The 16,922-nt window shown below is 60.0% G+C and carries 14 protein-coding genes and 1 riboswitch; of the genes, 9 read left to right on the forward strand and 5 right to left on the reverse strand.

The window, feature by feature from the left end; genetic code table 11:
* The first annotated feature begins 227 nt into the window (after positions 1 to 227).
* A complete protein-coding gene (locus M0D66_RS11115) occupies positions 228 to 1,505 on the forward strand; it encodes an acyl-CoA dehydrogenase family protein (protein WP_211707100.1) in 1,278 nt (425 codons plus the stop codon).
* A 70-nt stretch (positions 1,506 to 1,575) separates the two neighbouring features.
* Here M0D66_RS11115 and M0D66_RS11120 read toward each other — a convergent pair whose 3' ends face one another.
* Positions 1,576 to 2,550: an aliphatic sulfonate ABC transporter substrate-binding protein gene (locus tag M0D66_RS11120; protein ID WP_211707101.1), complete on the reverse strand. Its 975-nt coding sequence runs from the start codon at positions 2,548 to 2,550 to the stop codon at positions 1,576 to 1,578.
* A 185-nt stretch (positions 2,551 to 2,735) separates the two neighbouring features.
* On the opposite strand from M0D66_RS11120, the gene M0D66_RS11125 reads away from it, so the two are divergent.
* The 5 genes from M0D66_RS11125 (at position 2,736) to M0D66_RS11145 (ending at position 7,190) form a co-directional block, all read left to right on the forward strand.
* Positions 2,736 to 3,794 (forward strand): LLM class flavin-dependent oxidoreductase, encoded by a 1,059-nt coding sequence (locus M0D66_RS11125; protein WP_211707102.1) that lies wholly within the window; start codon positions 2,736 to 2,738, stop codon positions 3,792 to 3,794.
* A gap of 102 nt (positions 3,795 to 3,896) precedes the next feature.
* On the forward strand, positions 3,897 to 4,415 hold the full coding sequence (locus M0D66_RS11130) for an SLATT domain-containing protein (protein WP_054035484.1): 519 nt from the start codon (positions 3,897 to 3,899) through the stop codon (positions 4,413 to 4,415).
* A 280-nt stretch (positions 4,416 to 4,695) separates the two neighbouring features.
* On the forward strand, positions 4,696 to 5,466 hold the full coding sequence (locus M0D66_RS11135) for a DUF4118 domain-containing protein (protein WP_093644193.1): 771 nt from the start codon (positions 4,696 to 4,698) through the stop codon (positions 5,464 to 5,466).
* Between the two features lie 3 nt (positions 5,467 to 5,469).
* Entirely contained in the window at positions 5,470 to 6,354 is an 885-nt protein-coding gene (locus M0D66_RS11140; protein ID WP_093644195.1) for a carboxylesterase, read from the forward strand.
* Entirely contained in the window at positions 6,351 to 7,190 is an 840-nt protein-coding gene (locus tag M0D66_RS11145) for a MipA/OmpV family protein (RefSeq protein WP_211707103.1), read from the forward strand. The genes M0D66_RS11140 and M0D66_RS11145 overlap by 4 nt, the downstream gene beginning before the upstream one ends.
* A 70-nt stretch (positions 7,191 to 7,260) precedes the next feature.
* Here the strand turns inward: M0D66_RS11145 and M0D66_RS11150 are convergent, their stop codons facing one another.
* Positions 7,261 to 7,965 carry a YceH family protein gene (locus tag M0D66_RS11150; protein ID WP_054035438.1) on the reverse strand — a complete coding sequence of 235 codons (705 nt, stop codon included), beginning with the start codon at positions 7,963 to 7,965 and terminating at the stop codon, positions 7,261 to 7,263.
* 223 nt (positions 7,966 to 8,188) lie between these two features.
* Here M0D66_RS11150 and M0D66_RS11155 point away from each other — a divergent pair, with 223 nt between their 5' ends.
* A complete protein-coding gene (locus M0D66_RS11155; protein WP_211707104.1) occupies positions 8,189 to 8,761 on the forward strand; it encodes a helix-turn-helix domain-containing protein in 573 nt (190 codons plus the stop codon).
* Positions 8,762 to 8,773: 12 nt separating this feature from the next.
* Positions 8,774 to 9,301 (forward strand): GNAT family N-acetyltransferase, encoded by a 528-nt coding sequence (locus M0D66_RS11160; RefSeq protein ID WP_211707105.1) that lies wholly within the window; start codon positions 8,774 to 8,776, stop codon positions 9,299 to 9,301.
* 31 nt (positions 9,302 to 9,332) lie between these two features.
* On the opposite strand, the gene M0D66_RS11165 is transcribed toward M0D66_RS11160, so the two are convergent.
* Positions 9,333 to 9,965, reverse strand: coding sequence for a LysE family translocator (locus tag M0D66_RS11165; RefSeq protein WP_054035436.1), 633 nt, complete (start codon positions 9,963 to 9,965; stop codon positions 9,333 to 9,335).
* A gap of 137 nt (positions 9,966 to 10,102) precedes the next feature.
* Positions 10,103 to 10,196, forward strand: a riboswitch (glycine riboswitch).
* Between the two features lie 175 nt (positions 10,197 to 10,371).
* Between M0D66_RS11165 and M0D66_RS11170 the strand changes: the two genes are divergently transcribed.
* Positions 10,372 to 11,580: a D-amino acid dehydrogenase gene (locus M0D66_RS11170; protein WP_211707106.1), complete on the forward strand. Its 1,209-nt coding sequence runs from the start codon at positions 10,372 to 10,374 to the stop codon at positions 11,578 to 11,580.
* Positions 11,581 to 11,649: 69 nt separating this feature from the next.
* On the opposite strand, the gene M0D66_RS11175 is transcribed toward M0D66_RS11170, so the two are convergent.
* Entirely contained in the window at positions 11,650 to 12,480 is an 831-nt protein-coding gene (locus tag M0D66_RS11175; protein ID WP_211707107.1) for a hypothetical protein, read from the reverse strand.
* Positions 12,458 to 16,915 (reverse strand): DUF6531 domain-containing protein, encoded by a 4,458-nt coding sequence (locus tag M0D66_RS11180; RefSeq protein ID WP_211707108.1) that lies wholly within the window; start codon positions 16,913 to 16,915, stop codon positions 12,458 to 12,460. The genes M0D66_RS11175 and M0D66_RS11180 overlap by 23 nt, the downstream gene beginning before the upstream one ends.
* Positions 16,916 to 16,922 lie beyond the last annotated feature (7 nt).

Raw genomic sequence — 16,922 nt, forward strand, 5'->3', positions numbered from 1 at the left:
CCGCACAGGGGCAACGCTAATAGACCACTAACAATGCAAGGAAAGGCACCAAGGCAAGAACAAGGAAAGGCCAAAGCCCTAAGAACACAGACAACAAGCGCCGCGCAGGCACAAAAACCATTTCACTCCCCGTTCTAAGAATCAACCAAATACTTGGTTGCCCGCCCCCTTCCCCTCCCGTACCGTTCTCAGATTGCGCTCGGCGCCAGGCCCGCTCTGGAGAACCCATGTCAACATCTGAATCACACGCATCCCCGAATCCTGCAACCGCAGACGCAGCAGACCCGTTCGGCGAAAACGAACTAACCCAACGCTTCGCACCTGTATTCGCCCGCATCGCCGAAGGCGCGGTAGAACGCGAACAGAATCGGGAACTGGCCTACGCGCCGGTGGAATGGCTGCGCGAAGCCGGCTACACCAAACTGCGCGTGCCCAAGCGCTTCGGCGGCGAAGGCATCTCCCTGAAAGCGTTCTTTGCGCTGGTCACGCGTCTCGGCGAAGCAGACTCGAACCTTCCGCAAATCCTGCGCGTGCACGGTGGATTTATCGAATCGCTGCTGGAAAACGGCGATGAATCGTTGCGTGACCGATGGTTCACGCGTATCGCACAAGGTGAAATTATCGGCGGCGCCGTTTCCGAACGCACCGGCGTGACCAACAACAGCGTGCGTCTTACCCAAACCAACGGGGCGTGGCATCTCGACGGCGAGAAGTACTACACCACGGGCACGCTCTACGCTGACTGGGTCGACGTTACCGCGCACGACGGCGAAAGCGACGTCCGCGTACTCGTCAAAACCGATGCGCCAGGCCTCGCCCGCATCGACGATTGGGATGGTTTCGGGCAGCGTCTGACCGGCAGCGGTACGGCACGTTTCGATCATGTGCCGGTCTCGCTCGACAATCTGTACCGCCGGTATAACGCGTCCGAACCTCGTCGTAACAGTCTGCTTACTGCGTACTATCAGGCACTGCATGTCGCGAACCTTGCCGGAATCAGTCGTGCGGCGCTGCGCGATGCGGTGGCGTTCACGCAGGGTAAAACGCGGACCTTCGGTATTCCGGGTGAATCGAGCCCGCGTGACAATCCCTTGGTGCATCGTGTAGTCGGCCGGCTTGCGAGCCTTGCTTACTCGACGCAGAGCATCAGCGCTTCGCTAGCCAACGCGATCGATGAAGTGTCAGTTGCGCGGCAGGAAGGTCGCACTGATGAACAGACCTATGTGCGCCTCGATATCCAGACTTTTCAGGCGCAGCAAATCGTCATCGAACAAACCCTGCAAGCGGCCACGTTGTTGTTCGAAGTGGGCGGTGCATCAGCGACCAGCGAGACGCGTCGCTTCGATCGCTACTGGCGCAATGCTCGCGTGCTGGCGTCGCACAATCCGGCGATCATCCGTGAAGCTGCTATCGGTGATTTCTATCTGAATGGGAATGCGCACAAGGAGAGGTTTGGTGTGGCGCGGAATCAGGAAGTCCTCACCGCGACTGCTGCTCAACTGTAACGACTAAGGCCGCTCGCGCGGCCTTAGAACTTCTTGCCCGGCCGCTGCTAGATGCAGCGGCTCCCCTGAATCACTTCGCCGAGGGCGTCCAGATACGGATGTCCGTCGCTTTCAAAGTAGCGGGAATCAGCCCCACCGCGCGATACGTGTCGGCGATACGCTGCTGTTCGGCCAATTGATCGCGTTTCACCGGCACGATGTCGTAGCTGCGGCGGCTATTGGCCAACTCAACAGTCGGCCCAGGAATATTGCCCCACACCGGGCCGAGAATCTGTGCGGCTTCCTGAGGATGCGCCTTGACCCACTTGCCGGTCGTGTTCAATTCGTCGAATACGACGCGCAGCACATCCGGATGCTTGTCGGCGAAGGCCGTTGTCGCTGTATAAAACCGGTTGTATTGAGCGACGCCGCCGCTGCCGTCCGCAATCACGCGAACATGCGCCTCACGCTGCTGAGCCGCGAGAAACGGGTCCCAGATTGCCCATGCATCGATATTGCCGCCACGGAATGCGGCGAGCGCGTCGGGCGCTTCCAGATAGCGCACCTGTATATCGTTGATCGTCAGACCCGCTTTAGCCAAAGCGCTCAGCAACAAAAAGTTGCAGCCTGAACCTTTGGACACCGCCACACGTTTGCCCTTCAGGTCCGCCACGGAATGAATCGGCGAATCCGGCGGCACGATGATCGCCTGGGCAGTCGGCGCCGAAGTCTCTTCGGCGTAGTAGGTCAACGGCGCGTTGGCGGCCTGCGTAAAGAGCGCAAAGGCATCCGCCACATCCGCATGCAGATCGACGCTGCCGGCGTTGAGCGACTGCAGCAGTCCCGTCGAGAACTCGTGCCAGCTCACGTCATAGCCGAGCGCGTTGAGCTTCTTCTCGAGGGCGCCAGTGCGTTTCAACAGAATAAATAGCGTCGATGAACGCTGGTAGCTGATCGACACCGTTTCGTTGGCGTATGCCACGTCAGTCGACAGCACGCCGCCGATCAACGTCAGGCATACGCAGAGGCGTCGCAGGCTTCGGGAGCCGGAGAAAGCGAGAGGCATCGATCGAGATCCATGTGATGTGAATATGCGGAATCGCTGAATATATAAAAGAACGACACACGGCCAAAGACTGATTTCATCGATCGATATGGGTAGAAATTGGAACGCGTGGCGGCGGCATCGCTCATCATTCGAGGTTTGATGCGAGTTGAAGCACACGCTTTTACCGTGGAGATTTCTGCTTTATGTCGACACTCCCTCCCCGCTTCGGTATCTGGGCGCTGGTTCATGGCAGCCGCGCAGCGCTGCAGGACCCCGATGAGCCGTACGACGCGTCGTGGGCGCGGAACAAATCCCTCGTTCTCGAAGCCGAGCGGCTTGGCTACGACTCCGTGCTGGTCGCGCAACATACGATCAATCCGCACAATCCCGACTTCGATCAGCTCGAAGCGTGGACCGCCTCCGCTGCGCTCGCGGCACTGACCGAGCGCATCGAGATTATCGCCGCCATCAAGCCGTATCTGTATCACCCGGTGGTGCTGGCGAAGATGGCGCAGCAGATCGAACACATCAGTGGCGGGCGTTTTGCGATCAATCTTGTCAACGCGTGGAATCGCCCGGAGCTGGAGCGCGCCGGTATCGGCTTCGCGGAGCACGACGCGCGTTATGCGTACGGACGTGAATGGATCACGGTGGTGGATTCCTTGCTGCGCGGCGAGCGTACGCGCTTTCGCGGCGAGCATTTTAATGTGGATGACTATCTATTGCGTCCCGCGGATCCGTTTCGCAGCCGTCCGCGCATCTATGTGGGCGGCGAATCGGAACCGGCGCGGGAGCTGGTCGCCAACAAGGGCGACGTGTGGTTCATCAACGGCCAGCCACTGGACGCCGTCAAGGCGTTGATCGCGGATGTCTCCGGCCGCAAGCGCCCTCGTCCGCATGAGCCGTTGCGTTTTGGTTTATCGGCCTTCGTCATCACTCGCGAATCCGGCGAGGCCGCCGATCAGCACCTCGCCCATCTGTTCGCACTGGCCGCAAAAGATGCCCCGTTACGTGAGCAACAGAAATCGAACATCGACCCCAAGGCGGTGATGTTCCAGACCTTCGCGCAAACGCCGCGTGTAGGTTCGAACGGCGGTACGGCGGCTGGACTGGTCGGCAGCTATGACACAGTCGCGCAGCGGATCGCCGATTTTCATCGTGCGGGGATCGAGTTGTTCATGTTGCAATTCCAGCCGTTCGAGACTGACATGCGCATTTTTGCCGAAGAAGTGATTCCACGGGTACGTCGCCTGCTCGGCTGATCCGGGCGAGGTGCGCGGCTTTCAGCGCGTCGCACTCATGTGGCACAGTATCGTCAAACGCATGCGCTACGCTTGCGATACTGGACAGCCCCGATGAGCGAGATGAAGAACCTGACTGCGTACGAGCCCCCGGTCGACGAAGACCAGCTTCTGCTGAAGTGGATCCGGCGCGCGCGTGAATCCCAGATGAGCCATTACGACATGGCCGACCTGCTATCAGCGCGAGACCGCAGTGTCGGCTGGCTGGTCACGGCATTGACCGCGTTCGTGGGGACGGCCGTGTTTGCGTCGTTGAGTTCGACCGCTGTCTCGCCGGCGCTCAGGATCTTTGTGGGCTTCGTGAGCGTTGCGGCGGCGGTCTCAGCCGCGCTGCAAACCTTCCTCAGATATGCGGAGCGCGCGGAAAAGCATCGCGCGGCGGGGGCCCGCTATGGCGCTGTACGGCGCAGGCTGGAAGCGATCTTCGCCGGTGACGCCGACGCACGCGATGGCCACTATCTCACCGCGATCCGCGACGAACTCGACCGGCTCGCAGAAGATTCACCCAACGTGCCGCCGCGCATTTTCTATCGCACCCAACGAACCCTGTCCGCCGAACCGCGACGCAGTCGCGATGCCTGAGCGGCCGCGCCACGCATTTGTAAATGGCATCAACTTCAATTTGCGGTCCTTAAGCGTCACTTAAGGACACTGCCTGCACAATCCACGCTGGTGAGAATACCCCTATTCACAGGTATGTTTTTCCGCCACCCATTCGAAACACGATAGCCCCGCCCGGCCTTCCGGTATTTACGTCTTTCCGGGCCTTTGCGTCCGCCCGATTATGGTATCGTCCGACCTGCGCTTAAAAGCGCAGTGTCACACTCAATCGGGAAGCGCAATCGCTCCCTAAAAAAAGATTATGGAAGTCCAAAACGCCCGTCGTTGGGCACCACGGGGAACCCGCGTCTGGCTCACCGCGGCCGCCGCATTGGCGATCGCGAGCGGAGTACGCCTGGTACTCCATCCGCTGCTGGGACCGATCATGCCGGGCACCGCGTTCTGTATCGCGGCGGCCCTGGTCGAGTATTTTTGCGGGCTGGCCCCGGCGCTCACCGTCATGTTTCTCGGCCTCGGTATCGCCGACTATCTGTTCGTCCCGCCTTACGCCACCATCGCCGTATTCGATCGCGCCGACGTGGTCCTGCTGGTCTCGTATCCGTTGGTGACGCTGATTGTCATCGTGCTGATTGAACGCCTGCGCCGCTCGCAGTTTCGTGCCGAACTGATCGCATCGGTTGCGCAATCGCGCTATGAAATGCTGCTGCGTCACGACAACGAACGCATGCTGGCGCGCCGCGGCGTCGACGAAACGCATCGGCTGCTGCGCCACCTATCCCATCACCACAGAACTTTCATTTTCATTCAGGCGCTCGAGCGCAACGCGCTACAGCCGGGTAACGACATCAAGTCGCAAGGCATGCTGCCGCGTCTGCCCAACGAGATTGCGCCAGGCCCGCGCTTTACCGACGTCGATCCCGACGACATCCAGCGGCTCAGCAAAGCGCTGTGGCCTGGCAGCCATCGCGTGCACCTGAAAAGCGGCGACGGTCCGTCGAAGCTGACCGAGTGCATGTGCGAGCGGTTCACCACCCACGCCGGCGAGTTTCTCGTCCTACGGATCGGAGCCTGATCCATGAGTCAACCGACGAGTCTCTTCTTACCCGGCGACGATCATGCCGTGCTGATGTTGCACGGCCTGTCGAGTTCGCCGCTCGAATTGCGTTTTCTCGCCCGCTTTCTGAATGCTGAAGGCTTCACTACGTGCGCGCCGGTCCTGCCAGGCTACAGCGCCGGCTCTGAAGAAGAGGCAATGGAGGCATGGCTCGAAGCCGCCGTGCGCGAGTACGACGCTTTGGCCGGGCGCTTTGCCCGCGTCTCGATCTGCGGACTATCGATCGGCGCGGCCTTGGCGCTGGCTCTCGCGCATCGCCGTCCAGGGGCGCAGTCGCTCGTGTTGTTGTCGCTGACGCTCTCATACGACGGCTGGGCGATCCCCTGGTATCGTTTCCTGCTCAACTGGGCGTACTTCACGCCAATGCGCAAACGCTGGCGCTACCGTGAAGAGGCGCCGTTCGGCCTGCGCAATGAAGCGCTACGAGCAAAGATCGCTCGCGCGATGCAGCGCAGCGATTTCAGCGAAGTCGGTCCGTCGACGATTTCATTGCCGGCCTTGCACCAGGCGAGCCGCCTTGCCGCGAGCGTGCGCACGCAGGTACGCGACATCAAGACCGATTGTCTGATTGTCCACGCGATCGACGACGAGACGTCGAGCCCGCGCAATGCCCGCTTTGTCGCCGCGAATATCGGCGCTGCCTTTTTACGCACAATCTGGCTGGATGATTCGTATCACATGATTACGTCGGACAACGAGCGCGAAATCGTCGCGCGTGAAACCGCCCTATTCCTGCGCGAAAGCGAAGCCGTCCATAGCGGCGACGACGGCAAACAACAGGTCGTCTCGAAGGCTTTGGCGCGACGCCTCAGGCAACTTGCGGCGCTTGGCAAGGAGCGCGCATGACGGCGAATACCACGCTGAGGTTCGGCAAGCCCGCACGTATGTCGCTACTGCTCGCCGCGGCGCTCGGCCTTTGCGCTGCACGCGCGGCCTACGCGGACGATGCAAGTCCGAACGCGACAACTGACGCCAGCACCGGCGCGGCCACCAGCAGCAAATGGAAAATCGGCGTGGGTCCTGGCGTGGTGATTACGCCCAAGTACCCGGGGTCCCGCCAGTTGAGCGTATTCCCGTTCCCGGCGCTGGACATCTCATACGACGACCGGATTTTCTCGCAGGGCCCTGACGTGCTCGGCGTGAACGTGCTGCGCGGCCCTGCCTACCACGTGGGCGCTGCGTTGAGCTTCGATTTCCAGATGCGCAAGGAGTCCGACGATCCGCGCCTGCATGGACTTGGTAATGTGAATGGCGGACCGAAACTGAAGCTCTTCGCTGACTACACGTGGTGGGCGTTTACCGGGTCGGTGGCCTTGTACCAGGATATCGCCGGGCATCACCAGGGGACGACGATCAGCACGGATTTCGTGGCGTCCGCCCCGGTTGGCGGCTGGTTGTTCTCGGTGGGACCAGGCTTCACCTGGGCGAATGGCACTTATACGCGGACGTTTTTCGGCGTGTCTGAGCAGCAGAGCGCGGCGTCAGGATTGCCTACGTACAGCACCAGTGCAGGCGTGCGGGACGTCCATATGAACGCCCAGGTGACTTACGACTTTTCGAAGCACTGGAATGGCTCGGTTTCCGCGACCTTCGGGCGACTGGAGCATGACGCCGCGAATAGCCCGATTACCGAAAAGAGATTCGAGCTCAACACGCTCGCTTCGGTGAACTATAAGTTCTAGTTTCTGGTTTCTTGCGCGCTCGCACGTTCCAACGCTCGCAGCGTGCGAGAAACCAAATGCCAATCGCGGTTCAATCCTCCGTGCGCAGCTCTTCAACTTCAATCCCCAACTCAGCAGCCATCCGGCGCACCACCACCTGAAGCCGGCTCACCTCGTCGGCAAGCCGCTTCTGTTCGGCTTTGACTGCCTCGAACGCCGACAGCGGCACGACCTCATCGTCTCCGCCAGGCTGGGCAAGATCGCTTGCGCTGACTTCGCCGCATAGCAGATGCATCCAGCGATTTTCGCGCTCGCCCGGCGTGCGGGCCAGCTTCGCCACTCGCGGCGGATCGTTGGCAGCCAGTTCGTCGAGAAACGCCTCGACCGAGGAGATGTCGGCAAATCCATGCAGGCGCGCGCTGTTCAAACGCAATTCGGCTGCGGTCTGCGGACCGCGTAACAGCAACGTGGTCAGTAACGCAGCCGACTGGCTCGGCAAGCCCAACACCCGATTCATGTTGTGCTCGAAGCGCGGCACGCGGCTGCTGCTGCCTTCCATCACGAGGCTCAGCCGCTTCAATCCGTCGACGGCGGTCAGCACCTCAGCTTCGGTCGCATTCATCACGGGTGCGCGGCCGGTTTTCTGATTGCAGCCCAAAGTCAGTGCGTTCAGCGAAAGCGGATAACTATCCGGCACGGTGTGCTGCTTTTCGACGAGCACGCCGAGCACACGCCCTTCAAGCAAGGTCAAAGCGCGGATGGAGGGACGGGAAACAGCGTCGGGAGTGGAGTTCATAGAAGATGTCGCGGCATGCGCCGCCGGGTCTCGTGGATGGTGTGCCTTACCGTTGCACAGCCAGGCGGCAGGTTTTAGTTTGTGGCCACTATGATAAACGGCCCGGCCGCTCGCAGTGTACGAATCTCCGCAATGGCGAAGCGTGCCCGGAACGCATTCGTATCCGCTTCGGCGTTTTTTTGTTCCGTTGACGAATTCCCATATTCGAGATAATTTCCCGAATATGGAAAACGCACTCACCGATGACAACGCCATCGACCGTCGCATCGCCCAGCGTCTGCGCGGATTACGCGCCGAGCGCAACTGGTCGCTCGACGATCTCGCCAAGCTGAGCAACGTCAGCCGCGCCACCCTCTCGCGCCTCGAGAACGCCGCCGTGAGCCCCACGGCGAGTGTGCTGGGCAAGCTCTGCGTGGCCTACGGCTTGCCGATGTCGCGTCTCATGCACATGGTCGAAGAGGACTTCGCGCCGCTGGTGGCGCGCGACGAGCAGTCGATCTGGGTCGACTCGAGCGTCGGTTTCCGGCGCCGCTCCGTGTCGCCACCCGCCCAGGCGCTGAGCGGCGAGGCGCTGGAGTGTGAACTCGATGCCGGCGTACGCATCACATACGACGCGTCGCCGAGAGCCGGCCTCGAACATCATCTGATCCTGCTTGAAGGGCAACTGCAGATCACCGTCGACGGCCGAAGTCACGATCTGCAACCCGGCGACTGTCTGCGCTACCAACTGTTCGGTCCCAGCGCGTTCGTCACGCCCTCGCATAGCGCGGCGCGCTACATCCTCTTCATCGTCTGAGTTCGAGCCACCATGAACGCGACCAGCATCACGACCTTTTCCGCCGACGACCTTGTTCGCCATCTGCCCGAACTCGGCGCGCTGCTGCGTGCCTGCGTCCGTGACGGTGCGAGCGTTGGCTTTGTATTGCCGTATAGCGTCGAGGAAAGTGAGGCGTTCTGGCGCGGCAAGGTGCTGCCGTCGCTGCGTGCGGGTGCGCTGGTGCTTTTTGTTGCTCGCCATGGCGAGGCGATTGCCGGCACCGTGCAACTTGATTACGACACGATGCCGAACCAGCGTCATCGCGCCGAGGTGCGCAAGCTGCTGGTCCATCCGTCGTTCCGCCGTCAGGGCATCGCCAAAGCGCTGATGGCGGAACTGGAACAGCGTGCGCACCAGTTGCAGCGCAGCCTGTTGACGCTCGATACGCGCACCGGCGACAAGGCCGAGCCGCTCTATGCCGCGCTCGGTTATCAGACGGCTGGTGTGATCCCGCAGTTTTGCCGCGACACACTGGAGGAGCGGCTTGATTCGACCACCATCATGTACAAGACGCTGTGAGCGTGATGCAGGCGAGTCTGCATCGCGTGATTTAACGGCGCGAATCGAGCGCGATCCGTACAGCCAGACCGGCGAGCACGGTGCCCATCAGCCAGCGTTGCACCAGCAGCCATACCGGCCGCCCAGCGAGAAACCCGGCGATTGAACCTGCCATGATCGCAATCAACGCGTTGATCGTGACGGAGACGACGATTTGCACGCAACCCAGCGCGATCGACTGCGTGAGCACGCTGCCGTGCTCCGGTGAAATAAATTGCGGCAACAGCGACAGATACATCACCGCGATCTTCGGATTCGCGAGGTTCGTGACGAGCCCCATGGTGAAGAGTTTGCGGCGGCTGTCGTGCGGCAGGTCGCGCACCTGGAACGGCGAGCGGCCTCCCGGCTTGACCGCCTGCCACGCCAGATACAGCAGGTAGAGCGCGCCGCCGAAACGCAGCGCGTCGTACGCGTAGGGCACCGTCAGCAGCAGTGCGGTGATACCGAACGCCGCGCAAAACATGTAGAACACAAAGCCGAGCGCGACGCCTCCGAGCGACACAAGCCCTGCGCGCCGCCCCTGGCAGAGCGATCGCGAGATCAGATAGATCATGTTCGGGCCGGGCGTGAGCACCATGCCGAGCGAGACCAGAGCAAAGGCGAGCAACGTTGTGGCAGCGGGCACGGCGTTCTCCTGTGGGAATTGAAATCGGGCAGTGCCGCTAAATATAGCCGATGCCACTGGTACTGTGCCGATGGCGCATTGCATCGAAAGAAACACTTGCGGCGAAATTTATTGCCCGGTATCGTCTAGCCGTTCTGCAATGCAGCGCGGGAGAGATCGTCAGAGGATTGTGACGACGCCGACGGAGCAACCGCCCCGGAAACTCTCAGGCAAAAGGACCGCGCAGCTGGAACATCTGGAGAGCGGCGCCATGCGCGCCCACCGAAGGGGATTCCCTGCATACCGCATGCATCGCGATGCGTATGCTCACAGGAAGAAACTCTCAGGTACATGGACAGATGGGGCATCGACGCCGGTTTCGACACGAAATCGACACCGGTGATGCTCAACTACTCTGGACCATGTCATGTCACGAATCGCCGTTATAGGCGCCGGCATTACCGGCGTTACGACTGCGCACGCCCTTGCGCAGCGCGGCCACCACGTCACCGTGTTCGAACGTCATCGCTATGCGGCGATGGAGACCTCGTTCGCCAACGGCGGCCAGTTGTCCGCCAGCAATGCCGAAGTCTGGAACAGCGCGGCCACGGTGCTCAAGGGCTTGCGCTGGATGCTCACGCGCGACGCCCCGCTGCTGCTCAATCCGATGCCCACGTGGCACAAGTATTCGTGGATGGGCGAGTTTCTAAGGCAGATTCCTCATTACCGGACGAACACCGTTGAAACGGTGCGGCTCGCGATTGCGGCGCGCGAGCACCTGTTTTCGATAGCCGAGCGCGAAGGGATCGACTTCGATCTGGAGCGGCGCGGCATCTTGCACATCTACAAGACGCGCAAGGAATTCGATGCGGCCAGCAAGGTGAATGAATTGCTGCGCGAAGGCGGGCTGGAGCGGAATCCGGTGACGTCGAGCGAGTTGCACGCGATCGAGCCCACGCTGCATGGTGATTTTTTTGGTGGATTTTTTACGCCTTCCGATTCCACTGGCGATATTCACAAGTTCACACGCGGGTTGGCTGAAGCTTGCGTGCGGCATGGTGTCGAGTTTCACTACGACGCGGAAATTACGGCAATCGAGCAGCCGGCTGAGGGTCGGTTTTCGTTGATGGTCAATCTGGAAGGTGAATCGCAACGGTTTGCTTTCGAGCGGATCGTGGTGTGCGCCGGTGTGAAGAGCCGCGACTTCGCGGCGATGCTTGGCGATCACGTGAACGTCTATCCGGTTAAGGGTTATTCGATCACCGTATGTCTCGATGATGAAGTGAGTCAGCAGAACGCGCCGTGGGTCAGTTTGCTCGACGACAGCGCGAAGATCGTGACGAGCCGGCTTGGCGTGGACCGGTTTAGGGTTGCGGGGACGGCGGAGATCAATGGGTTCAATCGGGATATCCGGTCGGATCGGATTGCGCCGCTGGTCGACTGGACTCGACGGTATTTTCCTGAGGTGTCGACCTCGAAGGTGATTCCGTGGGCGGGGTTGAGGCCGATGTTGCCGAGCATGTTGCCGAAGGTCGGGCGTGGGAAACGGCGAGGTGTTTTTTATAACACCGGGCACGGGCATTTGGGGTGGACGTTGTCGGCGGCTACGGCGCAGGTTTTGGCGGGGGTGATTTAGTAGGCGTTTTTGCGACAGGCCCGGTGCCCGCAAGGACACCGGCAGCACTCTCCACTGTTTCCAGTGCCTTCAAGGCAGTTTTCGACCTGGGCGCGGGACTGCTTGCGGCTTCCATGAAATCAGGATTCCCGCTTCCCCGCATAGCTGATTGATTGAATCCAGGGCGGCTTCTGGCACCAACCAGAGCCAAAGGTCATTCCCTATGGGCTGCAGGGATCCACGATTGTCTTCCGCGACAATCCATTCTTTAAGCTGAATGCCACCAACCACGATGTTAAGGTGACGATCACTTATAACATTGATCGGATACACCATCCTTAGCATGCTTTCTTGATAGCGAGCCGCTCCATAAGATCCGCCTGGCACTTCCTTGCCGAAGGCCGACGGATTCTCAAATGGCTTCAGTTTCGCGAGATTGCTCCCGGCTGCATAGTAAAACGCGGAGGTCATCTTCGGCGCTTCATATGCTATTCCATAAGAGACATTCAGACTCGTGGCTATTCGCTTGATGTAGTCGATAAACTTGTCGGCACTATCCGCAAGTTGAACATCGATCTGTGCATCAATACCAAAAAAACCGCCAAAGGAAGGCGTGTTGTAGCCGAACGAAGCGCGCCAAGGTATCTGGCCACCTGAGTTGTTGTATATCCGGAAATCGGTTGCGACTCCAGATTCAATCAGGCTCTTGAGCTCGTCGAAAGGAACCTCAACAAGTTCGACGTCCCTCTCGCCAGCGACTTCAATGTAACGTGTATATCCCGCAGTCGTTATGTCGACCGACATTGCTGAAAAGAACTCATGGCCGGCCTTGTATGCTTCAAGCGGACTTATTCGATCTGTCCCATATAGCGCCATTCCTGTGCACATGATCCGCCCACTAAATTCCGGAAATAAGGTCATCCAAAACGCTCTTGATGTCGGACGCGTTGTACGGATGATCGAGAACGATAATTTCGCCGCGATTTGATGCCGGCAGATTGCCCATGGCGGCCCTATTTCGAGCAGTCAACGTTGGAAGCTTGGCCCCCATATCAGTCCTCGACGCGAGCTCTATTGCATGCGTCTGGCCGTTGACATCGACCGCCATGATATCGGGGCGTCTGAGCGACACATCCCCACTGTTCGCGTAATTGTACGAGCGATTCAAATAGATATCAGTGAATTTTCCGCTCATTGCAAGTTTGTTTGCTATGACCTCGGAAAATTGATCGTGACCTGGCGTTCCGTCTTTCTGTCCGGTGCCGTGTATTTTCGCTCCGTTGACTTCTCGAACCGGACAGCTTGCTAACCCGAACGGATCAATCAACATGTCCGGGACCGTCACATAAGCATGGGTACGCAGGCCACCAGCGAGTCCAAGCGGGTCAACTGTCAGGTACTGCCCTGTTTGAGGATCGTAGAATCGGTGCAGGTTGTAGAACAGATCGCTTTCCTCATCGTCCCATTGTCCGGGAAATCGGAGGTTTACTTCTGACGGCTCGTCGGTCCCAACGTGATTGTTGACTCGATCTAACTTGAGATGCCGCCCCCATATCGTGTAGGAAGCGTCCCAGATTTTCGCGCCACGTTCGTCGAACATGGCCTTGGGTAAGCCGGACTGATCCGACAGAATTGGAAAGACACCACTGTCTGTTTCATGAGCTAGCGGGTTGACGTTCTCAGAAAAGTGCCAGCCCCTAACAAACGCACACGTTCCGTCCTTGTCTTGCCACTGCTCCGCGATCTGTCCACAGTCCCAAAGAAAGCGAATCGCTGTTCGCGCACCAACCAGCCTCTTTTCTACGCGCCTGCCGAACGCATCGTACCGATAGATCCAAACCCCTTTCTCCGGTGTACACACCTTCACCAATCGGTCCAACCCGTCCCACGCGTATTGCCAACTCTTCGGCCTGAACCCCGGTTGCTCCACCGTCTTTTCGATCGTCCGCCCGCGCGCATCGTAACGATAGCGCGCGTAGCCGACGCGTTCCGGAAGCCCTCCTGGAAGGTAACAGTGAGCGTCAGTGGGCCCCTGCTGGCCGTGCGCTGCAATGTTGAGGTTCGCGTCATAGCGGTAGTGCTCCGGTGGCTGACGGAGGCTATGCACGGACGCTATCTGTCCACGTAAGTTGCGTTGATACGTCACGCTGTCGGAATCAGTGTCTACACGCTCCAACTGCCCGGCCGCATCGTACGAATACAGTTGACGCGTGAGGTTTTCCAACGCGTGAACCGGGTTCGACTGTATCTCGTCGAACGCCGATCGCGGCCCCGCGACCTGCCGGCGCACACGGCCCAACGCATCGTATTGCCGCTGCATGACGAACTCGCCAGCCTGCCGGCCTGTTTCCCGCCCCTGACTATCGCGCAGGATCGACATCGGGCCGACCTTGGTCAGTGCGCCGAGCTTGTCGTATTCATACAGCGTTTGCCGATGTGGCGTTATTCGCGCACTGCGTCGACCTTCGGCGTCGTACATGTGTTTCAGGAGATCACCGTGCTGGTCCTCTCCAATCAGACGCCCCTTTTCGTCATAGCTGAAGCGCGTTACGTGGGCGGACCCGCCTCGCACTTCGGCCGTAGCGAGCCGACCCGCATCGTCATAGGTGTAGGCCAACCCTACGTCGCCGGCATCGACCGTGGCCAGGCGGCCAGACGGATCGTACCCATAACGCCATTTACCCCCGTCCGGCAGCGTCTTTACAAGTAGACGGCCAATCGCGTCCCGTTCGTAGTGCGTCGTGCGGCCACCCCAGTCGATCTCAGTGATGAGGCGACCTGCGCCATCGTAACGATATTCCCACGTCTCGCGCAGTGCATTAACGACCTTCGTCAGCCTCGTAGCATGGTCGTACTCAAATCGGGTAATGTGGCCGGCAGGGTCAATCGACGCCGTAACAAGGTCAAACGGCCCGTACTCGTGTCGGGTAACGCGGCCGAGTTGATCGCTCTGCTCTACGAGCAGACCTTCGGTGTTGTACCGCGCACAGACAACGGCGCCGTCCGGCTGGATAAGCTTTGCGACCGCGCCACGGGGATTCTCAGCGCCCGCCGAATGGTCATACCGGGTGACGTTACCGTCAGGATCAACTTCTTCGACGAGACGCCCAAGGACATCAAATACCGTACGGAATTCCGCGCCGGTCGGAAGTCGAGTCGTGATCAGCCGCAGCCGCGCGTCGTAGTCGAGCCGCACTTCGCCAACGCCATCGATGGCACGCAAGAGTTCGCCGCGCTCTCCATATCGGTAACGCTTAATCGTCCCGTCGGGCTCCGTGCGAGCTATCAGGCGCTGCAGATGGTCGTATTCAAACTTGATGCGTACTCCAGCGGGCAGCACGACCGCGGTCATCAGCCGAGTGTCGTCATATTCAAACCGTGTCGTGCGGCCAGTTGGTTCCTCGGCAGACACGAGATTGCCCGTATCGTCGTAGAGAAATTGGGTGCGTCGGCCGAGCGCATCCACCTGAGTCAACAGCCGTCCGAGTCTCCACTCCCGTACGGTGGTGTGGCCGAGCGGATTGCTCTCAACAGTGACCAGGCCGTCGGCGTTGTAGTCGTAGACCCATTCGCCGTCGCCGTCGATGACGCGCGTGCGACCGTCCTCGTAGACGAATTGCCCGGTGTGATACCCCTGCCGCGTACCCGTTTCGACCACACGGCCAACCTCGTCGTACAGGTAGTGGACATCGGTCTGATCGGTGTCTCGCCAGGCCGTCATCCATCCATTGTGATCGTACGTGTAATTGAAATGACCGTGCTGGAAGCTCGCGACGCGCGCCAGCATCGCCCCGTCATATCCGTATTCGACGAGTGTGTGCGGCTTGCCCGATACATCGTAAAGGACAATCTGGTCGACCTCGCGCTTCGTACCACGATACAGAATATCAAGCCTGTAGCCGTCCGTATGCACAAGCCCGTCGAGACGGCCATCCGCATCGTACGTAAATGTGCAAGCATTGCCGCTCAGATCCTCGATCCGCTCGAGCCTCGAAGTATGAGCTTCGGCAAGCGGTGCAAATACCAATACCTGTCGTGTCTCGTGATCGAAAATCCGCGGTTCGTCCCGCGTGCCGATCAGGCGATAACGAGGCTCGCGCAGGTTGATGCCGTCGAGACCGACTTCCGGCGCTATAAAGGTGATCGTCTGTCCGCTCGCACTATGGAATCGCACGAGGTGACCATCATCGAACGACAGACACTGCGACCAGTTGTTCGACCACTTCGGCCCGAGAAGGCCTGTGTCTTCCGAACGCGTGCGGTAACGCCGCGTGAACTGCAAGGGCAACACACCTGGAATTGAAATGTCAGTGCGGACGTCGACCACCTCGCCAGTCGCTACATCGACCGGGTCCTCCTTGCACGTGGAGACTTCGTCCTTCTTTCCCGACACCTCAGCAGATTGGGTCGGCTCCCGTTTCGGAAGCGCATCTCCGAGCATGCCACCTAGTTTCGCGCCAAGCAGGCCGCCAAGCAAACCCGCGAAGAACTCTTCACCGGCGGTAAGCTCGGGATTCTTCGGTCCGTACTGCCCAGTCGTTCGGTCAACCCAAACGCTTTTACGACCCGAATTGACCTTAGCACTGCAATGAGTCGAATGGCCGATGCGCACCAGCGGCAGGCTATTGATCGTGATGGTCTTGCTGCCTTCGACCAGTGGCTCCGGGGAGCTCGAATGTTTGGAGCATGACGCAACATCGGTGACGCGAGCGGCGGCTTTTCCCTCAAATGTGACGTTTCCCGATCCGCTCGAGATCTTCCCGCAATTGCTACCCATACTCTGACTCGCCGAGGCAAGTGCGCTGCCCAGGCTCAGCCCACCGGCCATGCAGACGCCAACGATAAGTGCCCCTGCAAGTCCCCCGGTCACCACCGTCGCGGCGACCATTGCTCCAATGGCGATACCCACCGCAAGTCCAGCCATCATTCCGAGGAAGCCGGACGAGTGTGCAATATCGTCGCCAACGCACGCCGGGTGGGGATCACCCCGGCCGATGGTCAGGCCGAGTGCATCGCCAACTTTCGTCATACCCTCGGCGATCGCTCCAGTGACGCCCAACTTACCGAGCGCCCATGACCCTGCGAGAGCAACGACCGCGGGTACCGCAGCAAGCGCTGCGGCGCCCGCCGCCGCAGCCCCGGTCGCGCCGGCCCCAATGACTGCAGAACCTGCAGCGTATGCGCCGTAACCAACGTCGGCGCCGAGCATCCCATAGTTCGCGCCGTCGACCCATTCCATCTGCCGTTGCTTGACGGCCTCGCCATCTTCCAGTGTCTGCAGATGAGCCAGCCGTTCGCTAGCGGTACCAGTTGGTTCGCCGGTGCTAACGGGAATGTCGTTGTCCTGGTCAGCCATGGTCTTG

Source organism: Paraburkholderia sp. SECH2 (assembly GCF_030464795.1).
GTDB lineage: Bacteria > Pseudomonadota > Gammaproteobacteria > Burkholderiales > Burkholderiaceae > Paraburkholderia > Paraburkholderia aspalathi.